Origin of the sequence: Erwinia sp. HDF1-3R (assembly GCF_039621855.1) — a bacterium.
Lineage (GTDB): Bacteria > Pseudomonadota > Gammaproteobacteria > Enterobacterales > Enterobacteriaceae > Erwinia.
Genome location: NZ_CP155071.1, coordinates 4,496,017 through 4,519,334, shown reverse-complemented (window position 1 = coordinate 4,519,334; position 23,318 = coordinate 4,496,017). Strand labels below are relative to the sequence as shown.

Here is a 23,318-nt window from a genome sequence, read left to right as displayed (position 1 = left end):
GCCTTTGCGAACGTTGAGGCATAAAATGAACAAAGATCACGTGAAGCTGGCGATAGCGCCAATTGGCTGGACTAACGACGATATGCCAGAGCTGGGTGGAGAAAATACCTTCCAGCAGATCGTCAGCGAAATGGCGCTGGCTGGCTTTACCGGCAGTGAAGTGGGCAGCAAATATCCCCGTGACCCGGCCGTGCTTAAACCCATGCTGGAGATCAGAGGCATAGAGATCTGCAATGCGTGGTTCAGCACCTTCTTCGCAGATGGCGAGCGGGCAAAAACCATCGACGAATTTATCAACCATCGTGATTTCCTCCATGCGATGGGCGCAAAAGTGATTGGCTGTTCGGAGCAGAGTAAAAGCATCCAGTGCACCACGCTGGGCGTCCTGGAAGAAAAGCCGACCTTTACTGACGCCCAGTGGCAGCTTACGGCACAGGGCTATAATGAGCTGGCGGCGCTGGCGGCTGAAAAGGGCATGCAGGTTTGCCTGCACCACCATATGGGTACAGCCATTCAGACCGCGGAAGAGATTGACCGCTTCATGGCGATCACCAATGACAACGTCTTTCTGCTGTTTGATACCGGCCATGCTTACTATTCAGAGGGGAGCCAGGAAAAAATGCTGGCTATCCTGAAAAAGCACCTGCCACGCATTAATCACGTCCACCTTAAGGATGTACGGGATGACGTAGTATCACAGGTACGCAGCCAGAAACTCTCTTTCCTCGACGGGGTGAGAAAGGGCACTTTTACCGTACCGGGAGATGGCGTCATTGATTTTATGCCGGTCTTTACGCTACTGGATGAGGCGGGCTACAAAGGCTGGATGGTGGTTGAAGCTGAACAGGATCCTGCGATAGCGAACCCGTTTGAATATGCGGTAAAAGCCAGGAAATATATTCGCGAGCATGCCGGGCTGTAAGCATTAAGCGGTAGCGGTAATTAGCGAAGCAGTAATCGATAAAGCAGTATTCGATAAAGCAGTACTCAATAAAGCGATATTTAACAAAGCACTCTTTAACAAAGCACTCTTTAACATAGCAGTAATCAACAAAAAGCCCCTGTCAGCCAGCCGCCCCCAGGTGAATATTTAAAGGGGGCGAGTCAGCAATGCCAGGGGCTTTTATGTTATTTCAGCGCAATGGTATTGATGATTTTTTCTGCATCGGTCTGTGACTGCTGCTGATTATCTGCTGGCAGCGTAATTTGCAGCGTTACCAGTTTGCCATCAGCCTTAGCCAACACCACGGAGGACCATGATGACTGGTTCTTAGCGGAAATCACCGTATCCAGCTGCTGTCCAGGCTGCCCTTTCAGGTTTACAGACTTATTGCTGACCACCTGCAACTGCGGATCGCGGTTACGCTGCTGCTGTTCCAGGCGGTTGGACAGTGCGTCCAGGCTTTCGGTAGTGGTATCGCCTTCAATCACGATAATCGCCTTTTGGCCTGAAGCATCGGCGTAAACGTGCATATTATTCGCCTGGGTGCCCAGCTTGCCGCTCTGATCGGACATGCCCGCTGGCAGGGTGAAGCTCAGTTTACCATCCAGCAGAGTCACATTCTGGCTGGACTGGCTGCTGCTCACGCCATTGTCATCGGCTGCGGCTTTATCATTTTTGCCGTCACAGGCGGTCAGTCCAACCACCAGCAGGCCGATTCCGGCATATTTCAATAAATTACGCATCGTGATCCCTTTTACGTTAGTCATATGACTGATTTAGCTACCCATAAAATCGCAATCGGCGGCTAAATGCAACCGACTCTATTTTAAGAAAGCAGCTTAGCCGAAGTTAACCTGTGCGCCAGTGGATTTTTCCGCAAGACGCTTTAGGAACGCGTTTAGCAGCAGGCCATAGGCAGGCAGGAAGAAAATCATGCAAACGATCACTTTGAAGCTGTAGTCCACCAGGGCAATTTCCACCCAGTTTTGCGCCATAAAGGGATCGGGACTCTTGTAAAAGGCGATGAAAAAGAAGGCGAGCGTATCGCTAATGTTGCCCAGAAACATTGCGGAGGCTGGCGCTATCCACCAGCGCGGTAAGCGCCGCAGCCGGTTGAAGACGTGGACATCCAGAATTTGCCCCAGGGCGTAAGCCATAAAGCTGGCGCAGGCGATACGGGCAACAAACAGGTTTGGCTCTTTCAACACGGCAAAGCCCTGCCATTCGCCCTGATAATAGAGCGCGGAGACCGCGTAGGAGATAATCAGAGCCGGGACCATTACCGCCAGGATAATTCGGCGAGCCAGCGGAGCACCGAAAATGCGCACGGTCAGATCGGTGGCCAGGAAGATAAAGGGAAAGCTGAATGCGCCCCAGGTGGTATGCAGTCCAAAGACCGAAATCGGCAGCTGCACCAGGTAGTTACTGGAGGTAATCACCAGCACGTGGAATAGCGAGAGCCAGACCAGCGCAAACGTGCGCTGACGGGGAGTAAGTGGAATCATTATATGACCTTTTTGAATATTGGGGTGAGGGAACCCAAAAACAGGCTTAACACTAAGCAGTGCGCGAGATCTTACCGAAACAGGTTATCAATGCAATGGATAATTTTTACGCAAACGTTTACTCCTGACGTATGCCCAGATAAATACAAAAGCACCGTTCGAGCGATAAAGTCTATATCAGTGGAACCAGCAAAACGGGCAGCCTTGCAGATAGCGCCACGGCGGGTAAAATAGTCGCCAGATTGAACGTCCCCCTGATGAGAATACTATGAGCGATCGGTTCGCAAATCCTGACCAGACCCTGAATGCGCTGGGCCTTCGCTGCCCTGAGCCGGTAATGATGGTACGTAAAGCCGTGCGTCATATGCAGGAGGGTGACACCCTGCTGATAATTGCGGACGATCCTGCCACCACCCGTGATATCCCGGGCTTCTGCCGTTTTATGGAACATACACTGCTGGAGCAGTTTACCGACGAGCTGCCCTTTAAATATCTGCTTAAAAAGGGGCTATAAAAGAGCGGCCAAAATGCGGAAGAGCATTCTGGCCGGAGAGCTAATTTTTACGTAAAAGCCGCAGTGCGTTAGCCGTCACTAATGCTGTAGCGCCTGAATCCGCGAGTACCGCCAGCCATAACCCGGTGAACCCCAGCAGCGTGGTCAGGAGAAATATTCCCTTCAGCCCCAGCGCAATAGTGATGTTCTGCCGAATATTGGCATGAGTGGCGCGCGACAGGCGGATCATGGCCGCAATCCCATTAAGGCGGTTATGGGTCAGTGCCGCATCTGCTGCTTCCAGCGCCACATCGCTTCCGCTTCCCATCGCAATGCCTATGGTTGCAGCCTTCATTGCTGGCGCATCGTTGATGCCGTCACCGACCATGGCCAGCGGCTGCTGGCTTAGCCCGGCGATGACTGCAACCTTATCGGCGGGCAGCAGTTCCGCACGATAGTCAATATTGAGCTCGCTGGCGATGGCCGCCGCGGCGCGGGCGTTATCCCCCGTCAGCATAATGCTGTGAATATTCATGGCGCGCAGCTCTTCCACAGCGGCTTTAGCATCCTCCCGCAGGGTATCGCGCAGGGCAATCAACCCGATCGGCTGGTTGTCTTCAAGCATCACTACGACCGTATTCCCAGCCGACTCAAGCTGGAAAACCTGTGCTGACTGTTGCTCTGTCAGCCTGTCTTGCGGCAGCCTGGCCGGTGAGATTATCAGAAGTTTGTGCCCACTTACTATCGCCTCGACGCCCGATCCGGTAAGCGTTTTCTGCCCGGATACCAACGGGACATTTAATCCCAGTTCAGCGGCTCTGGCGACAATAGCCCTGGCAAGAGGATGAGAAGAACCGGTTTCAACCGCTGCTGCTTTTGCCAGCAGTAGGTTTACATCATCCTCATTAAGGGCGATAAGCGTCGTGACCACCGGTTTACCTGCTGTCAGCGTACCGGTTTTATCGAAGGCGATAGTGCGAATAGCGCTGAGACGCTCCAGCGCGGCGCCGCCTTTAATTAACGCGCCACGTCGGGTTGCCGCAGCCAGCGCTGAGGTGATCGCCGCCGGGGTTGAGATCACCAGCGCGCAGGGACAGCCAATCAGCAGCAGCGTCAGTCCTTTATAAATCCATGGCTGCCAGTCGGCGGCCAATAATAAAGGGGGGAGGATTGCCACCAGCAGCGCCAGCGCCATGATGGCTGGAGTATAAATACGGCTGAAGCGATCGAGGAAGCGGGCAATCGGTGCCCGACGCTCCTCAGCCTGCTCGATCAGATGGAGAATGCGGTCAATGGCGCTTTCTCCGGGCTTTGAGGTAACCGTAAGCCTGATCGGGCGATCGATGCTCAGGCAGCCTGCGGAAATCGACTCCCCCTGCTGCCGCTCTACAGGCATAGATTCACCGGTAAGGGCGCTCTCGTCGAAGCTTGCGAAAGCATCAAGGAGTTTTGCATCGGCCGGCAATCGCGCGCCCGGCGCTACTTCGATAATATCTCCAGGATTTAGCGAACTGACCGCGACGGTCTCCCGGCGCTCGCCGTGCAGGCGTACCGCCGTATCCGGTTGCAGTGCCATCAGGGCATTTACCCCGCGCCGTGCGCGACCGGCTGCGAAGGCCTCAAGCCGTTCGCCCAGCATATAGAGTATCAGCACCGTGGCGGCTTCCGCCGTGGCACCAATCAGCAGCGCGCCTGATGCAGCAATAGTCATCAGGGTTTCAATGGCGAAAGGCGAACCGCTTTTTATCAGCCGAAAGGCCCGACGGCCCGTGGGCCAAAGCCCGAACAGCGTGGTCAGGGTGAAGGCAACTTGTCCGGCCTGAGCACTCACTGACTGAATGAGCCAACTGGCAAGCAGCAGCAGAGCGAACAAAATTAGCGTGCGGTTTTCCCGCCAGAACCCGGCAGGCTCAATATGTTTCATCGGTGTACCGCTGCGCGTCAGGCTGAAACCTGCATAGCGGACGGCATCTTCAACCTGTACACGGACATCCTCACTCGCTTTTACTATCAGCTTTTGCGTGGCAAAAAGGACCCGTCCCTCGGTGACCGCGCTGAGCTGCCCCACCGCCGTTTCGATTTTCCGTGCGCAGGCGGGGCAGTCCATGCCCGAAATTCGCCAGCTGTAGCCTTCATGCTGTGCTTCACTGTCGCTGTCATTGTCCGGATCGCTGGCAGGTACAGCGCTGCTATGGCAGTCGCTGCAAGGGGTATCTGGCGAGAGAGTATTAACTGACGTGATTTTTCCCATCGCAACCGGAGGCCGCGGATGAGAACTGAATGTTGTCCTGGTCAGGCACTTCCCGCAGGCGCAGGGCGTAGCGTGCTGATGCATATTGCCTCCTGATGAAACTGGCGGGAACGTCCCGCCGGTGACATCTTACACTCTGGAGTAGACTCCAGAGTCAAGGCTTAGCGGTTATGAGAGATAAAGTGAGCGTACGATCATAAAGTGTCCCGCAAAATAGCAGGCGGCAACGATGGCGCTGTCAGAGGTAAACCGACGGCGGTAATGGCTGATAAACCAGACAATATTGGCCAGCAGCAGCAGCGACGTGCCCACCATAATAGAGAAACTCTCATCGCCGGGGCGGAAAAAGTACTGTTCTGCGGCCAGCCAGACCATCAATAACGTCATGCCAATAAAAGTACATACTGGCCAGCGCAGCTCCTCCAGACGTGTCCAGATGCTGGCGATAAGCGCCACGCCAATAATCAGTACCACCAGCGGGATCGGCCAGAAAAAGCTCAGGGTCATATGACTGGCAAAGCAGAGGGTATAAAGCAGATGCGACAGGAAAAACGCCCCGATGGCATACAGCATACGGCGATTGGGCAGTAGCGTCAGCGCATCGCCAATCAGCGTGGCGAGCAGCCCGAAAAGAATCAGATAGTCGGTGGTATTAAGGACCGGTGCCTGCCACGCCAGTGCGAGTAACAATAGCAGGGTAACGGGTTTGAATACCCAACGCTGCCACTGTGGTCCCCGATAGGAAGCATCAACGTACAGCCAGCCGGAAAAAAGAACCGCCAGAAACGACCAAATCATAATGTGTCCCTTTGTTTTTTAGAGGTAAAACCTCACAATTCTCACTCCAGTCTAGGTCAGGTCAGACCGATGTGACAATGGGAGCGGTCTGGTTGTATCCTTACTGACCGTGAAATTTATTGCTTAGTCTACGAAAGAGGACGAAGAAAATCATGAAGCCTCCCCTCATTTTTATCATCATACTGGCGGTGATTGCCGTGATGGCCACGCGGCAGTTTATCCGGCAGCGGCGTGAGGTTGCGGTTAACGATGCTTCTCCCGTCAGGGCGTTGCCGGTAATGGTGAAGGAGAAGCGAGAAGTGCCCGTGCCAAACCGGCGTTCACGCCAGCGGGAAACGATTCCGGTGGAGGCGATGCGCTATGAAGCCTGGTTTCGACCGCTCAACGGCGCGGGTGATTTTAAACTCGTCCTGCAGGCGGGCGATTTTCATCAAATTGATCGGGGAGTGAAGGGCGAACTGAAGGTAAAAGGGACGCGCTTTATCTCTTTCTCACCCCGATATGATGCTGTGCGATAAAGCCAGTCGGCAGGTATACGTGACCTGAAATGGACTTTTCAGGTCAACGCGTGAGAACGCTTCTTTTTGCGAAGATTACTTTTTCGGTAGCTGTTTTTTTTGCCATGCAAGCAGTTCAAATACGCCGAAAAAGAAGATTTTTACCTGCACCAGCCCGCTGAGCGCTGGCCCACCTTTCGGCTGGGTGGCCCGCATCAGTACCAGCTGTAAGCCATGCATAAGCACCATAAAAATCAGCGCGACGTTAACAAAATACTTCAGCGGCGTGGGGAACGGGTGTACCAGGTTAAGCAGCAGAAATGCCCACACGCCCGTCATCAGTATGCGTCCCAGATTAATCAGCATCACTCTCTTCCTTTGCAGTGGTATGGCGAATATACAGGCGATAAGCAACCTGGCCGGCGATCTTTTCCCGATGAAGCTGCCAGCTGGCGGGAACCGGCGGCAGACCGTTTTCTACTTCGCTCTCTACGTATATCAGGGCTTCATCGGCCAGCCAGCCCTGGGTTTCCAGCAGCGTTAGCGTCTGCTCCAGCAGACCCTTGCGAAACGGCGGATCGATAAATACCAGATCATGCGGCTCGCCCTGCTTTGCCAGCCACTGTAGCGTATTGGTGTGAATGACTCTGCCGGTTTTTGCCCCCAGCGTAACCAGGTTCTTCTCCAGCTGCTGCGCTACCGGACGCTCCAGCTCCAGCAGAGTGGCAGAGGCCGCATGGCGTGAAAGCGCCTCCAGGCCCAGCGCGCCGCTACCGGCAAAGCAGTCAAGGCAGCGTGCGGCCTGAATATCGGGTGCCAGCCAGTTAAACAGCGTTTCACGCACGCGGTCGGTGGTTGGGCGCAGGCCTGCGCTATCCGGTACGGGAAGTTTCCTGCCACGCCACTGGCCGCCGATAATACGGATCTGCCCGGCGCTGTTGCTGCTGTTCTTTTTATTCATGCTGCTGAACTCTTCATAATTTGTTGCACAGTTTAACGGGCTTACCGGGCTGAGGAAACGTAAAAAGGGTGCTGTGTTGCGTTAGCAGGAAAGTGTTAGACTAGGGGATTAAGATGATTTTCAGAGACCTGACGGATTTTCCCCCGCGAGGAGTGTGGTTGCACCATGGCAAAAAATAAAAAACGTGGCTTTTTTTCCTGGCTGGGATTAGGACGCGAAGAAAAAGCGCCGCAGGAAGAGACGAAAGACGCGTCCGGCGACAGGCTTTCCCCGGCTGAAGAAACGTCCGCGCATGACGGTTCTCCCCCTCGTGAAGCAGAACAGCGTGCCGATGAGACGGTCGCGGTCACCGAGGAAGTTGCGCATCAGCAGGTGGAACATCCTGAATCCGTCCAGCCTTCGGTACTGGTCGAGCCGCGTGAGGATGCCACCCTGATTCAGGATAGCCCTGTGGCAGTAGAAAACCTGCCGGAAGAACGCCCTGAAATCCAGCCCGAGCCGGAAGCCGTGCTGCTGCCGGAAGAACGCGCTGAGATCCAGCCCGAGCAGGAGCCCGTACTGCTGCCGGAAAAACGCGCTGAAATCCAGCCCGAGCCGGAAGCCGTGCTGCTGCCGGAAGAACGCGCTGAAATCCAGCCCGAGCCGGAAGCCGTGCTGCTGCCGGAAGAGCGCGTTGAGATCCAGCCCGAGCCGGAAGCCGTGCTGCTGCCGGAAGAACGCGCTGAAATCCAGCCCGAGCCAATCGCGCCAGAAGACTCGATCGCTGCGGCACTGGCAAAGGTTGAAAACATCGAACACACCGAGCAGGAGCGCCCCAGCAAAGAGGGTTTTTTTGCGCGTCTGAAGCGTAGCCTGGTCAAAACGCGGCAGAACCTGGGATCGGGCTTTATCAGCCTGTTCCGGGGTAAAAAGATTGATGACGATCTGTTTGAAGAGCTGGAAGAGCAGTTGCTGATTGCCGATGTGGGCGTTGAAACGACCCGTCGGATTATCGGTAACCTCACGGCTCAGGCCAACCGCAAGCAGCTTCGCGATGCCGAAGCGCTTTATGGCCTGCTAAAGCAGGAGATGGCCGAAATTCTGTCGAAGGTTGAAGCACCGCTGGATGTCGGCACGAAGTCGCCGTTTGTCATCCTGATGGTTGGCGTGAATGGCGTGGGTAAAACCACCACTATCGGCAAGCTGGCGCGCCAGTATCAGGCTGAAGGAAAATCGGTCATGCTGGCTGCTGGCGACACCTTCAGGGCGGCAGCCGTTGAACAGCTCCAGGTGTGGGGCGAGCGTAATCATATTCCAGTGATTGCCCAGCAAACCGGTGCCGATTCTGCTTCAGTTATCTTTGACGCGATCCAGGCAGCAAAAGCCCGCCACGTTGACGTGCTGATTGCTGATACCGCAGGCCGCCTGCAAAATAAATCGCATCTGATGGAAGAGCTGAAAAAAATCACCCGCGTGATGAAGAAGCTCGATGAACAGGCGCCGCATGAGGTGATGCTGACCATTGATGCCAGCACCGGACAGAATGCTATCAGCCAGACCCGACTCTTCCACGAGGCGGTTGGGCTGACGGGTATTACGCTAACCAAGCTGGACGGCACCGCAAAGGGTGGCGTTATTTTCTCGGTAGCGGATCAGTTCAACATTCCCATTCGCTATATCGGCGTGGGTGAAGGCATTGAAGATTTGCGATCGTTTAAGGCAGACGATTTTATTGAGGCACTTTTTGCCCGAGAGGACTAATTAGGATGATTCGCTTTGAAGAGGTCAGTAAGGCTTATCTCGGCGGTCGGCAAGCGCTTCAGGGGGTAGATTTCCATCTGCGTCCGGGGGAAATGGCGTTTCTGACCGGGCATTCGGGAGCGGGAAAAAGTACGCTGCTGAAACTTATTTGCGGCATTGAACGTCCCAGCGCCGGGCATATCTGGTTCAGCGGGCACGACATCAGCCGCCTGAAAAGCAGCGAAGTCCCTTTCCTGCGCCGCCAGATTGGAATGATCTTTCAGGATCACCATCTGTTGATGGACCGCTCTGTCTATGACAACGTGGCGATCCCGCTGATTATTGCCGGGGCGAGCGGTGAAGATATCCGCCGTCGCGTATCGGCTGCGCTGGATAAAGTGGGCCTGCTGGACAAAGCGAAAAGTTATCCAATCCAGCTCTCCGGCGGTGAACAGCAGCGGGTGGGCATCGCCCGTGCGGTGGTGAACAAGCCCGCAGTTCTGCTGGCCGATGAGCCTACCGGAAATCTGGATGATGCGCTGTCGGAAGACATTCTGCGTCTGTTTGAAGAGTTTAACCGCGTTGGCGTCACGGTGCTGATGGCCACCCATGACCAGGCGCTGATCGCCCGGCGTAATTACCGCCTGATGAGACTCAATCAGGGACGTTTACACGGAGGTCAAGGTGGCCAATAAACGCAATACCCGCGCACCGGCGCCAAAAACCGCGAAGCCAAAGCAGCCCTCTAAAAGTCAGGCGTTAAAGGGAGGGTGGCAGGAGCAGTGGCGCTATGCGCTGCGCGGCTCGCTGTCGGACATGTGGCGTCAGCCGCTGGCCACGCTGCTCACGGTGATGGTGATCGCTATCTCACTCACCCTGCCGAGCGTCTGTTTTATGGTGTGGAAAAACGTTAGCCAGGCCGCTGAACAGTGGTATCCCGCGCCGCAGCTGACCGTCTATCTCAGCAAGACGCTGGATGATGACGCAGCGGAAAACGTGGTGGCTCAGCTGAAAAAAGAGGACGGCGTGGACAAGGTGAATTACCTGTCACGCGAAGAGGCGATGGGCGAGTTTCGTAACTGGTCCGGCTTTGGCGGCGCCATGGATATGCTGGAGCAAAACCCGCTACCCGCGGTGGCGATTATCACGCCTAAGCTGAATTTCCAGAACTCTGACACCATGAATAATCTGCGCGATCGCGTGGCGAAGGTGCAGGGTATCGACGAAGTGAAAATGGATGATAGCTGGTTCGCCCGGCTGGCGGCGCTGACCGGTCTGGTAGGGCAGGTTGCAGCGATGATCGGCGTGTTGATGATCGTGGCGGTATTTCTGGTCATCGGCAACAGCGTGCGGCTCAGCATTTTTGCCCGTCGCGACACCATCAACGTGCAGAAGCTTATCGGCGCGACCGACGGGTTTATCCTGCGGCCATTCCTGTACGGCGGTGCCCTGCTGGGCTTTACCGGGGCGCTGCTGTCGCTGGTGCTGTCGGAGGTGTTGGTATTCCGTCTGGAGTCCGTCGTAACGCAGGTTGCCGCCGTGTTTGGCACCACCTTCAACCTGCACGGCCTGGCCTGGGACGAGAGCCTGCTGCTGCTGCTGATTTCTGCCATGATTGGCTGGATCGCGGCCTGGCTCGCGACGGTACAACATTTACGTCGATTTACGCCGCAGTAACCCCTTTTCACGATTTTTTGTTATAATCTTCCTCTGCTGTTTGAGTAAAGCCGCAGAGGAAGCGTGAGTTTCAGCGTCTTCCCGCATCGGCTCCAGCCCGCCAGAAGCTGTGTTTAATTTATGCACACTTAAAAGTGAACTTGTGGATAACTTTGCAGTCGAAGTAGCACGGATTGCTTTAACTTATGACCCGCGTTCACGTAGTCTGGTAAATTGTGCAGGGAATGGCACAGCAATAATGCTTATTACAGAGAGGGTTTGAATGACCAAAGAAATGCAAACTTTAGCTATTGCTCCTTTAGGCAACCTGGATTCCTACATCCGGGCCGCCAATGCCTGGCCTATGCTGACGGCAGAAGAGGAAAAAGCGCTGGCTGAACGGCTGCATTACCAGGGCGATCTGGATGCGGCTAAGACGCTGATCCTGTCTCACCTGCGCTTTGTTGTTCATGTTGCCCGTAACTATTCGGGCTACGGCCTGCCGCAGGCTGACCTGATTCAGGAAGGCAATATTGGCCTGATGAAAGCCGTACGCCGCTTTAACCCGGAAGTGGGTGTGCGTCTGGTCTCCTTTGCCGTTCACTGGATCAAAGCTGAGATCCACGAATACGTGCTGCGTAACTGGCGTATCGTCAAGGTTGCGACCACTAAGGCACAGCGCAAGCTGTTCTTTAACCTGCGTAAGGCTAAGCAGCGTTTAGGCTGGTTCAACCAGGAAGAGGTTGAAATGGTGGCCCGTGAGTTGGGTGTTTCCAGCAAAGACGTACTGGAAATGGAGTCGCGTATGGCGGCTCAGGATATGACCTTTGACCCAACGCCTGATGACGAAGGTGAAGGCCGCTCAATGGCGCCGATGCTCTATCTGCAGGATAAGTCATCTGACTTTGCCGGTGGCATTGAAGAGGACAACTGGGATGCACACGCTGCTGATAAGCTGAGCGATGCCATGCTGGGCCTGGATGAGCGTAGTCAGGACATTATTCGTGCCCGCTGGCTGGACGACGATAATAAAACCACGCTGCAGGAGCTGGCCGATAAATACGGCGTTTCCGCCGAGCGCGTGCGTCAGCTTGAAAAGAACGCCATGAAAAAGCTGCGCGTGGCTATCGAAGCCTGAGAAGCGTAGCCTGGAACATCCGCGCTAAGCGAATCATCGCCCCCGCCAGGGGCGATGATCTGAACCCGCCGTAACTTACCCACTTCTGTTAAACCGTCTTAATCCTTCTGAATTACCCCAGCCCTTCATTATTTAGCCACGCTGACATGCATCAACAGGATATCGGCCGCTTCCTTCACCCTTTTTAGCGTACAGGGCAGCGTGCGGAAAATTGACTGGTGCGCATTTCGTTAAAGTAAGGACTGGCTCAGGCTGCTATTTACGAAGGCACACCCAGCCGCCATCAGCAGGCACAAATCCGGCCTGATGCATAAAGGCCGCAATAACCTCGGGATCGCTATCGTCATTCGTTGCCATCCACCACCGCGTCACCATCGGATTCTGCGCCAGCGTGTCGGCCAGCAGATAACTCCCCACGCCGCGACGACGCGTCACTTCACGTACCATCAACGCTTCAAGTTCGCCCTGCGCGCCTTCAATCGTCAGCCTGACCGCAGCAAGCAGGCGCTCATTGAACGTGGCGGCATAAAGCTGATGCTGCTCATCCAGCCCCCTCTCCAGCGCATCCAGCGAGGTGTCGGGCCATATTTTCCCCAGGTCCAGTCGGTCCTGCGCAGATAAGTGGTGCAGTCTGATAATGGTAAGTTTCATAATTCCGATCGGGTCAAGGTGAAAGGCCTGGTTTATCTAAAATCCCTGTTAAAGGACAGTTTAACTTTTGCTAATCTGAAAACAAAGCATTCGCTCTGTGCCGCGCCGCTCCGGCAGAGATAAGCTTAAATAATCACCGAAAAGCCAGCATAACGCGCTGGATAACTGCTTACTATGCCACCGTTTCTGCCAGTGAATACGTCCGTTAAGGGCAGAGTTTTCTTAATATGTCAGTTGCTTTGCAGAAGAAAACTCCTGTTTAATGGACTGATAATAAAGAGTTATTAATAAAAATGGCCTGAAATCTCCTAACGCCTTATTCCTAAAGCGTTTTACGTAGATTCGATGGCTATAAAAACAGCAAACACAACAGGCGGGGTAGTCGAGGATGAAAATCGTTAAAGGTAGCGCGCTGCTGGCAGGATGCATTGCGCTGGCAATGAGTCAGGCGGCGGTAGCGAAAGAGATTAAAGTGGCTATTGTCGGAGCCATGTCGGGTCCGGTTGCACAGTATGGCGATATGGAGTTCACCGGCGCGAAGCAGGCCATCGCGGACATTAATGCAAAAGGCGGCGTCAACGGCGACAAGCTGGTTGGCGTTGAATATGACGATGCCTGCGACCCCAAACAGGCCGTAGCCGTAGCAAACAAAGTGATCAACGACGGCATTCACTACGTGATCGGCCACATCTGCTCCTCTTCCACCCAGCCTGCGTCGGATATCTACGAAGATGAGGGTGTGCTAATGATCACGCCCGCGGCAACCAGCGCCGAGCTGACTACCCGCGGCTATAAAATGATTATGCGCACCACCGGGCTGGATTCCGATCAGGGGCCGACTGCGGCGAAATATATCCTCAGCGTGGTTAAACCGCAGCGGATCGCCGTAATCCACGACAAGCAGCAGTACGGTGAAGGCCTGGCGCGGTCCGTGCAGGATAGTCTGAAAAAATCCGGCGGCAACGTGGTGATGTTTGAAGGGGTCACCGCAGGAGATAAAGATTTCTCTACCCTGGTGGCCCGCCTGAAAAAAGAGAACGTCGATTTCGTCTATTTTGGTGGTTACTATCCGGAAATGGGACAGATCCTTCGTCAGTCTCGCGCAGCCGGTCTGAAAACGCAGTTTATGGGTCCTGAGGGCGTCGGCAACTCATCGCTGTCGAATATCGCGGGTGCGGCTTCCGAAGGGATGCTGGTGACGCTGCCGAAGCGCTACGATCAGGAGCCTGCCAATAAACCGATCGTTGATGCGCTTAAGGCGAAAAAACTCGACGCTACCGGCCCATTCGTCTGGACCACCTACGCTGCGCTACAGGCGCTGACTACCGGGATGACGCGCAGTAAGAGCGCAGAACCAGCGGACATTGCGAAAAACCTGAAGGAGGGTGCGCCCGTGCCCACGGTGATGGGCGACCTGAGCTGGGATGCGAAAGGGGACCTCAAAGGGTTCGAGTTTGGCATATTCCAGTGGCATGCTGACGGTTCCTCCACGGCGGTGAAATAAAACCGGCGGCTGGCCAACACACCGGCCAGCCTGTTCAGATGCCAGGCGTTTTTATTCTCTCCGCCGACGCGGGAGGAAGTAAGGTATTCAGGTATGTCCGAGCAGCTCCTCTATTTTTTGCAACAGATGTTCAATGGCGTAACGTTAGGCAGCACCTACGCGCTGATCGCCATTGGCTATACCATGGTGTATGGCATCATCGGGATGATCAACTTCGCCCACGGCGAGGTCTATATGATTGGCAGCTACGTCTCCTTTATTGTGATTGCTGCGCTGATGATGATGGGTATCGACGTCGGCTGGATGCTGATTGGTGCCGGATTTATCGTCGCCATCGTGATTGCCAGCGCGTACGGCTGGAGCATCGAACGCGTTGCCTACCGTCCGGTACGATCCTCAAAACGGCTGATTGCGCTGATCTCCGCCATCGGCATGTCCATTTTCCTGCAAAATTACGTCAGCCTTACTCAGGGATCGCGCGACCTTGCGCTGCCGAGCCTGATAACGGGTCAGTGGACACTGGGCGAAAGTAACGGCTTTTCCGCCACGCTCTCAACGATGCAGGTTGTTATCTGGCTGGTCACCTTCGTGGCGATGCTGGCGCTGACGCTGTTTATCCGCTATTCCCGGATGGGACGTGCCTGCCGCGCCTGTGCCGAGGATTTGAAAATGGCCAGCCTGCTGGGCATTAATACTGACCGCGTCATCTCCCTGACGTTTGTTATCGGGGCCGCAATGGCGGCGGTGGCGGGTGTATTGCTGGGCCAGTTTTACGGCGTCATTAACCCCTACATTGGCTTTATGGCCGGGATGAAAGCATTTACTGCTGCGGTGCTGGGCGGAATAGGGAGTATTCCAGGGGCCATGGTCGGTGGGCTGATCCTTGGTATTGCTGAAGCGCTGACTTCGGCTTACCTCAGCACGGAATACAAGGATGTGGTCTCTTTCGCGCTGCTGATCGTGGTGCTGCTGGTCATGCCGACCGGTATCCTGGGGCGTCCGGAGGTGGAGAAAGTATGAAACACCTCAACCTGCTTAACGCCCTGGCCTCCGCCGCGATGCTGTTGCTGCTGGCCGCTTTCTTTATGGGCATGCGCCTGGATCTGGACGGCACCCGGTTGGTGGTCAACAACGCCGGAAGCGTGCGCTGGAACTGGATAGCAATCGGCTGTGCGGTGGTCTTCTTCTTTCAGCTGCTGCGCCCACTGCTACAGCACGGCCTGAAAAAAGTCTCTGCGCCGTCGCTGGTATTGCCGGGGATCGACGGTTCAACGCGAAAGCAGCAGCTGTTTATGCTGCTGCTGATCGTTGCCGCCATTGCCTGGCCCTTCCTGGTGACGCGCGGCACGGTGGATATCGCCACGCTGACGCTGATTTATGTGATGCTGGGTCTGGGGCTGAACGTGGTGGTGGGTCTGTCAGGCCTGCTGGTTCTGGGCTACGGCGGCTTTTACGCCATCGGTGCCTACACGTTTGCGCTGCTTAATCACTATTACGCACTGAGCTTCTGGGAATGTCTGCCGCTGGCCGGGCTGGTGACGGCACTGTTCGGACTGCTGCTTGGCTTCCCGGTACTGCGGCTACGCGGGGATTATCTGGCAATTGTTACGCTCGGCTTTGGGGAAATCGTCCGTATTTTGCTGCTCAATAATACGGAGATTACCGGCGGTCCCAACGGCATCAGCCAGATCCCTAAGCCAACGCTGTTCGGACTGGAGTTTAACCGCAGCGTACGCGATGGCGGCTGGGATACTTTCCATCATTTCTTTGGACTGAAATATGATCCGAGCGATCGCATTATTTTCCTCTATATGGTGGCGCTGTTGCTGGTGGTACTGACGCTATTCGTGATTAACCGGCTGCTGCGGATGCCGCTGGGTCGCGCCTGGGAAGCGCTGCGCGAGGATGAAATCGCCTGTCGCTCCCTGGGGCTAAACCCAACGCGCATCAAGCTGACCGCCTTTACCATCAGCGCGGCCTTTGCCGGATTTGCCGGCAGCCTGTTCGCCGCCCGCCAGGGGTTTGTCAGTCCGGAATCCTTCACCTTTGCGGAGTCTGCCTTCGTGCTGGCTATCGTGGTACTGGGCGGGATGGGATCGCAGTTCGCAGTGATCCTCGCGGCCGTTCTGCTGGTAGTTTCGCGCGAGCTGATGCGCGATCTGAACGAGTACAGCATGCTGGTGCTCGGCGGGCTGATGGTGCTGATGATGATCTGGCGCCCGCAGGGGCTGCTGCCGATGAAGCGACCGCATCTCAAGCTGAAAAGCGTGGAAAAAGGAGATGCCGTATGACGCCGGTCTTGTCCGTAAGCGGCCTGATGATGCGCTTTGGTGGCCTGCTTGCCGTAAACAATGTCGAGCTGGAGCTGCGCCCACAGGAGATCGTTTCGCTGATTGGTCCAAACGGGGCGGGTAAAACCACCGTCTTTAACTGCCTGACCGGCTTTTACCGGCCAACCGGCGGCAGCATCAGGCTGCGCGATCGCGAGCTGGCGGGTCTGGCGGGACAAAAAATTGCCCGAATGGGCATCGTACGCACCTTCCAACACGTACGGCTGTTCCGTGAGATGACGGTAATTGAAAATCTGCTGGTCGCCCAGCATCAACATCTGAAAAGCGGGGTATTTGCCGGACTGTTAAAAACGCCCGCTTTCCGTCGCGCGGAGAGCGAGGCGCTGGACAGGGCGGCGACGTGGCTTGAACGCGTCGGCCTGCTGGCGCTCGCCAATCGTCAGGCGGGCAACCTCGCCTACGGTCAGCAGCGCCGGCTGGAGATTGCCCGCTGTATGGTAACCCGGCCGGAAATATTGATGCTGGATGAGCCCGCAGCGGGGCTGAACCCCAAGGAAACGCATGAGCTGGACGCGCTTATCGCCGAGCTGCGACGTGAACATAAGGTGTCGGTATTGTTGATTGAACACGATATGAAACTGGTGATGGGCATTTCCGACCGGATTTATGTGGTTAACCAGGGTACGCCGCTGGCGAACGGTACGCCGGATGAAATCCGTAACAATCCGGATGTGATCCGCGCTTACTTAGGGGAGGCATAAGGTGAATCCAATGCTATCTCTGCAAAATATCAGTGCCCACTACGGTAAAATCCAGGCGCTGCACGACGTTAGCCTGCATATTAACCAGGGCGAGATCGTTACGCTCATCGGCGCCAATGGGGCAGGTAAAACTACGCTGTTGGGCACGCTGTGCGGCGAGCCGCGCGCCACCGAAGGTAACATCATTTTTGATGATAAGGTCATAACCGGCTGGCAGACCGCGCGCATTATGCGCGAGGCGATTGCCATTGTTCCGGAAGGAAGGCGCGTATTTGCCCGCATGACGGTGGAGGAAAATCTGGCAATGGGCGGTTTTTTTGCCGCTCGCCAGCAGTATCAGACCCTGATCGCGCGCGTCTATGCGCTCTTCCCGCGGTTGTATGAGCGCCGGACGCAGCGTGCGGGGACCATGTCCGGCGGCGAGCAGCAGATGCTGGCGATTGGCCGGGCGCTGATGAGCCAGCCGCGTCTGCTGCTGCTGGACGAGCCTTCCCTTGGCCTTGCGCCCATTATTATCCAGCAGATCTTCGACACCATCGAACAGCTGCGGCAGGAGGGCATGACGATTTTCCTCGTTGAGCAAAACGCCAATCAGGCGCTAAAGCTGGCCGATCGCGGCTATGTGCTGGAGAACGGTCGCGTGGTGCTGGAGGACAGCGGCGACGCCCTGCTGGCTAACGAGGCGGTCAGAAGCGCCTACCTCGGCGGCTGATTAGCCCGTCCCCCAGGGCCAGCCAGCAGGCTGGCCTTTTTACCGCAGCGTGATCTGCATCACGCGTCAGTGCGTCACCCTGCTGTCACCTCATCGTCATCATCCCGTTATTTTTCTGTCATTTTTCCATGTCATGTTACCTGCCGGATACCTTTAGTGCGCGCTATTGCGCACCTTACCCCGGGAACAGGAAACCACTATGTCATCACGATCATTTCGTCATACTGCACTCAGCATGCTGATGGGGCTGACCCTCAGCGGACAGGCGTTAGCCGTAACCGAGATCCCTTTCTGGCATTCGATGCAGGGCGATCTGGGCGTAGAGGTCGATTCACTGGCTCAGCGTTTTAACGAATCGCACCCGGAATATAAAATTGTCCCGACCTGGAAAGGCAACTATGAACAGAGCCTGGCGGCGGGTATTGCTGCCGTGCGCTCGGGCAAGGCGCCGGCGATCCTGCAGGTCTACGAAGTGGGTACGGCAACGATGATGGCATCAAAAGCGATTGTGCCAGTCTATGACGTTTTCAAAAACGCCGGGATCCCCCTTGATGAGAAACAGTTTGTGCCCACGATCGCCGCATACTACAGCGACGCCAAAACCGGCCATCTGATATCACAACCGTTCAACAGCTCCACGCCGGTGCTCTATTACAATAAAGATGCGTTCAAAAAGGCCGGCCTTAACCCGGACAAGCCGCCAGCAACCTGGCAGGAGTTACAGCAGGATGCCGCCGCGCTGCGTAAAGCGGGAATGACCTGCGGCTACGCCAGCGGCTGGCAGGGATGGATTCAGATTGAAAACTACAGCGCCTGGCACGGCCTGCCGGTGGCGACTAAAAATAACGGCTTTGACGGCACCGATGCAGCGCTGGTGTTTAATCAACCGGCTCAGGTGCAGCACATCGCCATGCTGGAAGAGATGAACAAAAAGGGCGAGTTCAGCTACTTTGGCCGCAAAGATGAGTCCACGGCTAAATTCTATAACGGCGACTGCGGCATCACGACCGCCTCGTCCGGCTCGCTGGCTGATATCCGCCATTATGCCCGCTTTAACTATGGCACAGGCATGATGCCTTACGATGCCTCCGTTCCCAATGCCCCGCAGAACGCCATGATCGGCGGTGCCAGCCTGTGGGTCATGAAGGGCAAGGATGCTGAAACGTATAAAGGGGTTGCTGAATTTATGCAGTTCCTGGCCCAGCCGGAAATTGCTGCGGAATGGCACCAGAAAACCGGCTACCTGCCGATTACCACGGCGGCATGGGAGCTGACCCGTCAGCAGGGTTTCTATGACAAAAATCCCGGCACCGAAACCGCTACCCGCCAGATGCTCAACAAACCGCCGCTGCCGTTTACCCGGGGAATGCGTCTGGGCAACATGCCGCAAATCCGCACTCTGATTGATGAGGAGCTGGAAGGGGTCTGGACGGGTCAGAAAACGCCGCAGGCCGCACTGGATAACGCGGTACTACGCGGTAACCAGCAGCTGCGTCGTTTTGAACAGACGGCCAGGCAGTAGCCGCCTCCGCCCGCGCCCATGCGCGGGCATTAAGCGCCCTTTCTCAGAGTAACGCTATGTCTTCTTCTCGCCCCGTGTTCCGTTCCTGCTGGCTGCCTTATTTACTGGTGCTGCCGCAGCTGTTGATAACGATAGTCTTCTTCCTCTGGCCTGCGGGTGAAGCGCTGTGGTATTCGGTACAGAATGTCGATCCTTTCGGTATTACCAGCTCCTTCGTCGGTCTGGAAAACTTTCGCCGTCTGATCGGTGACGACAGCTACCTCGCATCATTCTCGACCACGCTAATTTTTAGCGGCCTGGTGACGGCTATCGGTCTGACGGTATCGCTGTTCTTCGCCGCGCTGGTGAACCATGTTCTGTGTATGAAGCGTGTCTGGCAGACGCTCTTTCTGCTGCCTTATGCGGTGGCCCCGGCCATCGCGGCGGTTCTGTGGATGTTTTTATTCAGCCCTGGCCAGGGTCTGGTGACGTGGCTACTGGGTCAATTCGGCTACAGCTGGAACCACGCGCAAAATAGCGGGCAGGCGATGTTTCTGGTGGTGCTGGCCTCCGTCTGGCAGCAGATGAGCTACAACTTTCTGTTTTTCTTTGCCGCGCTACAGTCAATTCCCCAGTCGCTGAACGAAGCGGCTGCCATTGATGGTGCGGGGCCGGTGCGGCGTTTTTTTCAGCTCTCCCTGCCGCTGATTACACCCGTCGGCTTTTTCCTGATGGTGGTGAACCTTGTCTATGCCTTCTTCGATACCTTCCCGGTGATTGACGCTGCAACGGGAGGCGGGCCGGTTCAGTCCACCACCACCCTGATTTATAAAATCTATCGTGAAGGATTTGCCGGTCTCGACCTCTCTTCCTCCTCCGCGCAGTCGGTGGTGCTGATGGTACTGGTGATTATTTTGACGGTGATTCAGTTTCGCTACGTGGAGAAAAAGGTGCGCTATCAATGATTGAGAATCGACGCGGGCTGACGATTTTTAGCCATATTATGCTGGTAGTTGGTGTACTGACGGTGCTGTTCCCGCTCTATGTGGCCTTTGTTGCCGCCACGCTTAACAACAGTGAAGTCTTTCAGGTGCCGATGACCCTGATCCCCGGGCAGCACCTCTGGGACAACATTGTCGATATCTGGCATAACGGCGTGGCGCAGAACAGCGCGCCCTTTGGCGTCATGCTGATGAACAGCGCCATCATGGCGCTAAGCATTACTGCCGGAAAAATCACGGTTTCAATGCTTTCAGCCTTCGCACTGGTGTGGTTTCGCTTCCCGCTGCGCGGTCTGTTTTTCTGGATGATCTTTATCACGCTGATGCTGCCCGTTGAGGTGCGCATATTTCCGACGGTGGAGGTGATCGCCCGGCTGGATATGCTTGACAGCTACCAGGGGCTGACGCTGCCGCTGATGGCGTCGGCCACCGCCACCTTCCTGTTTCGTCAGTTCTTTATGACGCTCCCCGATGAGCTGGTTGAAGCAGCACGCATTGACGGCGCCAGTCCGATGCGCTTTTTCCGTGACATCGTGCTGCCGCTGTCGAAAACCAACCTGGCGGCGCTGTTCGTCATGACCTTTATCTACGGCTGGAACCAATATATGTGGCCCCTACTGATCGTCAACGATACCCATCTGGGTACGGCCGTGGCGGGTATTCGCAGCATGATTGGCAGCGGGGATGGCGCGACGCATTGGAACCTGGTGATGGCAGCGATGCTGCTGACCATGTTACCGCCCATCGCTGTGGTTTTACTGATGCAACGCGCCTTTGTGCGCGGGCTGGTTGAGAGAGAGAAATAAACGATGGCAGAAGTCAGTATTCAGGCTGTAACCAAGTCCTATGATGGTAAAAATCAGATTATTCAGCCGCTTAACGTGACCATACATGACGGCGAGTTTATGGTGATGGTGGGGCCTTCCGGCTGCGGTAAATCGACCCTGCTGCGCATGGTGGCCGGACTGGAGCGGGTCACCAGCGGCGATATTTATATCGATGGCCAGCGCGTTACCGATCGGGAGCCGAAAGATCGGGGTATTGCGATGGTGTTTCAAAACTATGCGCTTTATCCGCATATGAGCGTCGGGGAGAATATGGCCTACAGCCTGAAAATTCGCGGCATGGGCAAAACGCATATACGCCAGCGCGTACTCGACACGGCGCGCAGCCTGGAGCTTGAGGCGCTGTTGGACCGCCGTCCACGGGAGCTTTCCGGCGGACAGCGTCAGCGGGTGGCGATGGGACGGGCCATCGTCCGCGAGCCTGCCGTGTTTCTCTTCGATGAGCCTTTATCCAACCTGGATGCCCGTCTACGCGTGCAGATGCGGCTGGAGCTACAGCTGCTTCATCGGCGTCTGAACACGACCAGCCTGTATGTTACGCACGATCAGGTCGAAGCCATGACGCTGGCGCAGCGGGTGATGGTAATGAACAGTGGTGTGCTGGAGCAACTGGGTACGCCGGTAGAGATCTACGAGCGCCCGGCAACGCGCTTTGTCGCCAGTTTTATCGGCGCGCCAGCGATGAACCTGCTGGAGGGGGTGATCAATGCGTCAGGGACGCAGCTGGTGATGTCGGGTGATTTTTCCCTTCCGCTGGTGGAACAGAAAAGTGGCTGGGCAGGGCGTGCATTGACGCTGGGTATCCGCCCGGAGCATATTAAGCTCTCTACGGCATCGGCAGGTGGCCTGCCGATGGTGGTGGAGTCGCTGGAGATGCTGGGGGCAGATAATCTTGCCCATGGTCGATGGGCGGGTAGTCGTGTGATAGCACGTCTGCCGCATGATCAGCGGCCTGTGCCGGGCAGCACGCTCTGGCTTCATCTGCCGCCTGACGCGCTTCATTTCTTTGATACCAGTAACGGACAACGACTCGAATGACGTATGACATCTGGCCCTATCCTCACATTGTCGCCCACCGCGGGGGCGGTAAGCTGGCCCCGGAAAATACCTTAGCCGGTATTGATACGGCGGCCAGGCTGGGGCACAAAATGATTGAGTTTGATGCAAAGCTTTCGCTCGATGGCGAAATATTTCTGCTGCACGATGACACGCTGGACCGCACCAGTAATGGCTGGGGCCTCGCGGGGCAGCTTCCGTGGGAAAAACTTTTGCAGCTGGATGCCGGCAGCTGGTTTAGCAAGGCTTTTGCTCATGAACGGCTGCCGCTTATGGCGGATGTTGCTGAGCGCTGCGCGAAATATCAGATGATGGCGAATATCGAGATCAAACCGACGACCGGCTTTGACGCTGAAACCGGTCATGCGGTGGCGGTGGCGGCGCGTGACTTCTGGCATACGCAGATCCCACCGCTGCTCTCCTCATTTTCCACTCAGGCGCTGGAAGCGGCAAAGCAGGCCGCACCCGAGCTTCCGCGGGGCTTGCTGCTGCATGAGTGGCGCGAGGACTGGCTCTCACTGATACAGGAGCTTGACTGCATCTCCATTCATCTTAATCACAAAATTCTGGATGAAGCGCGGGTCGCGGTTTTGAAAGCGGCGGGGCTGCGCGTGCTGGTGTATACGGTGAATAGCCCAGAACGGGCGAGAACGCTGCTGAAGTGGGGGGTAGATGCGATTTGTACCGATCGTATCGATCTGCTGGGACCTGATTTTAGCTGACCCTTTTATTACAGGGGTCTGCCAGGGCGGACGGCAGACCCGTCGATGATCGGTTGTGGCTACGCTTTCTCTACAGACCGTATTTATTACGTTCGGCGTGAAGACTTCATTATTTTCGCGGTCATGAATGGAGGGCATGGGGGATTGTATAATATTAAATATCCAGAGCATATTCACGGCAATGAAAGATAAATATCCTTTCAACTTTTAACTTTTAACTTTTAACTTTCAACAATCAACAATCAACAATCAACTTTTTTACCTTAAATTTAACACTTTTTTCTTTCTCTTTCCCTTGAGGTGAATATTGGTA

Annotated in this window: 24 protein-coding genes; 17 read left to right on the top strand and 7 right to left on the bottom strand. The window is 55.6% G+C overall.

The annotated features are described in order from the left end of the window. The first annotated feature begins 25 nt into the window (after positions 1-25). A complete protein-coding gene (iolE, locus tag AAGR22_RS20610; RefSeq protein ID WP_345829346.1) occupies positions 26-922 on the top strand; it encodes a myo-inosose-2 dehydratase in 897 nt (298 codons plus the stop codon). 206 nt (positions 923-1,128) lie between these two features. Here iolE and AAGR22_RS20605 read toward each other — a convergent pair whose 3' ends face one another. Together AAGR22_RS20605 and AAGR22_RS20600 are read right to left on the bottom strand one after the other, a co-directional pair. Then, entirely contained in the window at positions 1,129-1,686 is a 558-nt protein-coding gene (locus tag AAGR22_RS20605; RefSeq protein WP_067700018.1) for a DcrB family lipoprotein, read from the bottom strand. A gap of 96 nt (positions 1,687-1,782) precedes the next feature. Beyond that, a complete protein-coding gene (locus AAGR22_RS20600) occupies positions 1,783-2,448 on the bottom strand; it encodes a 7-cyano-7-deazaguanine/7-aminomethyl-7-deazaguanine transporter (protein WP_345829343.1) in 666 nt (221 codons plus the stop codon). A gap of 268 nt (positions 2,449-2,716) precedes the next feature. Between AAGR22_RS20600 and tusA the strand changes: the two genes are divergently transcribed. Next, positions 2,717-2,962: a sulfurtransferase TusA gene (tusA, locus tag AAGR22_RS20595; protein ID WP_067700012.1), complete on the top strand. Its 246-nt coding sequence runs from the start codon at positions 2,717-2,719 to the stop codon at positions 2,960-2,962. A gap of 40 nt (positions 2,963-3,002) precedes the next feature. Here tusA and AAGR22_RS20590 read toward each other — a convergent pair whose 3' ends face one another. Both AAGR22_RS20590 and AAGR22_RS20585 read right to left on the bottom strand, forming a co-directional pair. Continuing rightward, positions 3,003-5,276: a zinc/cadmium/mercury/lead-transporting ATPase gene (locus AAGR22_RS20590; protein ID WP_345829340.1), complete on the bottom strand. Its 2,274-nt coding sequence runs from the start codon at positions 5,274-5,276 to the stop codon at positions 3,003-3,005. Between the two features lie 84 nt (positions 5,277-5,360). Continuing rightward, entirely contained in the window at positions 5,361-5,990 is a 630-nt protein-coding gene (locus AAGR22_RS20585) for a lysoplasmalogenase (protein WP_345829338.1), read from the bottom strand. 149 nt (positions 5,991-6,139) lie between these two features. Between AAGR22_RS20585 and AAGR22_RS20580 the strand changes: the two genes are divergently transcribed. Next, the gene (locus tag AAGR22_RS20580) at positions 6,140-6,508 is read left to right on the top strand and encodes a DUF2500 domain-containing protein (RefSeq protein ID WP_067700698.1); all 369 of its coding nucleotides are present in this window, start codon (positions 6,140-6,142) and stop codon (positions 6,506-6,508) included. 75 nt (positions 6,509-6,583) lie between these two features. Here AAGR22_RS20580 and AAGR22_RS20575 read toward each other — a convergent pair whose 3' ends face one another. Together AAGR22_RS20575 and rsmD are read right to left on the bottom strand one after the other, a co-directional pair. After that, positions 6,584-6,853, bottom strand: coding sequence for a DUF1145 family protein (locus tag AAGR22_RS20575; RefSeq protein ID WP_067700003.1), 270 nt, complete (start codon positions 6,851-6,853; stop codon positions 6,584-6,586). Continuing rightward, positions 6,843-7,448 (bottom strand): 16S rRNA (guanine(966)-N(2))-methyltransferase, encoded by a 606-nt coding sequence (rsmD, locus tag AAGR22_RS20570; RefSeq protein ID WP_067700000.1) that lies wholly within the window; start codon positions 7,446-7,448, stop codon positions 6,843-6,845. Before rsmD ends, AAGR22_RS20575 begins: the two co-directional genes overlap by 11 nt. Before the next feature lie 165 nt (positions 7,449-7,613). Here rsmD and ftsY point away from each other — a divergent pair, with 165 nt between their 5' ends. The 4 genes from ftsY (at position 7,614) to rpoH (ending at position 11,961) form a co-directional block, all read left to right on the top strand. Further along, positions 7,614-9,188 carry a signal recognition particle-docking protein FtsY gene (ftsY, locus tag AAGR22_RS20565; protein ID WP_345829335.1) on the top strand — a complete coding sequence of 525 codons (1,575 nt, stop codon included), beginning with the start codon at positions 7,614-7,616 and terminating at the stop codon, positions 9,186-9,188. A 5-nt stretch (positions 9,189-9,193) separates the two neighbouring features. Then, entirely contained in the window at positions 9,194-9,862 is a 669-nt protein-coding gene (ftsE, locus tag AAGR22_RS20560; protein WP_067699995.1) for a cell division ATP-binding protein FtsE, read from the top strand. Then, positions 9,852-10,844, top strand: coding sequence for a permease-like cell division protein FtsX (ftsX, locus tag AAGR22_RS20555; protein WP_067699993.1), 993 nt, complete (start codon positions 9,852-9,854; stop codon positions 10,842-10,844). The genes ftsE and ftsX overlap by 11 nt, the downstream gene beginning before the upstream one ends. A gap of 262 nt (positions 10,845-11,106) precedes the next feature. After that, on the top strand, positions 11,107-11,961 hold the full coding sequence (gene rpoH / locus AAGR22_RS20550; RefSeq protein ID WP_067699990.1) for an RNA polymerase sigma factor RpoH: 855 nt from the start codon (positions 11,107-11,109) through the stop codon (positions 11,959-11,961). A gap of 255 nt (positions 11,962-12,216) precedes the next feature. Here rpoH and panM read toward each other — a convergent pair whose 3' ends face one another. After that, positions 12,217-12,612 carry an aspartate 1-decarboxylase autocleavage activator PanM gene (gene panM / locus AAGR22_RS20545; protein ID WP_345829330.1) on the bottom strand — a complete coding sequence of 132 codons (396 nt, stop codon included), beginning with the start codon at positions 12,610-12,612 and terminating at the stop codon, positions 12,217-12,219. Between the two features lie 388 nt (positions 12,613-13,000). On the opposite strand from panM, the gene AAGR22_RS20540 reads away from it, so the two are divergent. The 10 genes from AAGR22_RS20540 (at position 13,001) to ugpQ (ending at position 23,005) form a co-directional block, all read left to right on the top strand. Then, positions 13,001-14,116, top strand: coding sequence for a branched-chain amino acid ABC transporter substrate-binding protein (locus tag AAGR22_RS20540; RefSeq protein WP_067699985.1), 1,116 nt, complete (start codon positions 13,001-13,003; stop codon positions 14,114-14,116). 93 nt (positions 14,117-14,209) lie between these two features. Next, positions 14,210-15,136: a high-affinity branched-chain amino acid ABC transporter permease LivH gene (gene livH, locus AAGR22_RS20535; RefSeq protein WP_345829328.1), complete on the top strand. Its 927-nt coding sequence runs from the start codon at positions 14,210-14,212 to the stop codon at positions 15,134-15,136. Further along, positions 15,133-16,407: a high-affinity branched-chain amino acid ABC transporter permease LivM gene (locus AAGR22_RS20530; RefSeq protein ID WP_067699980.1), complete on the top strand. Its 1,275-nt coding sequence runs from the start codon at positions 15,133-15,135 to the stop codon at positions 16,405-16,407. The genes livH and AAGR22_RS20530 overlap by 4 nt, the downstream gene beginning before the upstream one ends. Further along, on the top strand, positions 16,404-17,168 hold the full coding sequence (gene livG, locus AAGR22_RS20525; protein ID WP_067699975.1) for a high-affinity branched-chain amino acid ABC transporter ATP-binding protein LivG: 765 nt from the start codon (positions 16,404-16,406) through the stop codon (positions 17,166-17,168). Before AAGR22_RS20530 ends, livG begins: the two co-directional genes overlap by 4 nt. A 10-nt stretch (positions 17,169-17,178) precedes the next feature. Continuing rightward, on the top strand, positions 17,179-17,880 hold the full coding sequence (livF, locus tag AAGR22_RS20520) for a high-affinity branched-chain amino acid ABC transporter ATP-binding protein LivF (protein WP_067699972.1): 702 nt from the start codon (positions 17,179-17,181) through the stop codon (positions 17,878-17,880). A 199-nt stretch (positions 17,881-18,079) separates the two neighbouring features. Beyond that, complete coding sequence (gene ugpB, locus AAGR22_RS20515) at positions 18,080-19,402, top strand: sn-glycerol-3-phosphate ABC transporter substrate-binding protein UgpB (RefSeq protein ID WP_345829323.1); 1,323 nt, start codon at positions 18,080-18,082, stop codon at positions 19,400-19,402. Positions 19,403-19,458: 56 nt separating this feature from the next. Then, on the top strand, positions 19,459-20,346 hold the full coding sequence (gene ugpA / locus AAGR22_RS20510) for a sn-glycerol-3-phosphate ABC transporter permease UgpA (RefSeq protein ID WP_067699964.1): 888 nt from the start codon (positions 19,459-19,461) through the stop codon (positions 20,344-20,346). Next, a complete protein-coding gene (gene ugpE, locus AAGR22_RS20505; RefSeq protein ID WP_067699962.1) occupies positions 20,343-21,188 on the top strand; it encodes a sn-glycerol-3-phosphate ABC transporter permease UgpE in 846 nt (281 codons plus the stop codon). The genes ugpA and ugpE overlap by 4 nt, the downstream gene beginning before the upstream one ends. Positions 21,189-21,191: 3 nt before the next feature. After that, positions 21,192-22,265 carry a sn-glycerol-3-phosphate import ATP-binding protein UgpC gene (locus AAGR22_RS20500; protein ID WP_067699961.1) on the top strand — a complete coding sequence of 358 codons (1,074 nt, stop codon included), beginning with the start codon at positions 21,192-21,194 and terminating at the stop codon, positions 22,263-22,265. Then, positions 22,262-23,005 (top strand): glycerophosphodiester phosphodiesterase, encoded by a 744-nt coding sequence (gene ugpQ / locus AAGR22_RS20495; protein ID WP_345829322.1) that lies wholly within the window; start codon positions 22,262-22,264, stop codon positions 23,003-23,005. Before AAGR22_RS20500 ends, ugpQ begins: the two co-directional genes overlap by 4 nt. The last annotated feature ends 313 nt before the right edge of the window (positions 23,006-23,318 follow it).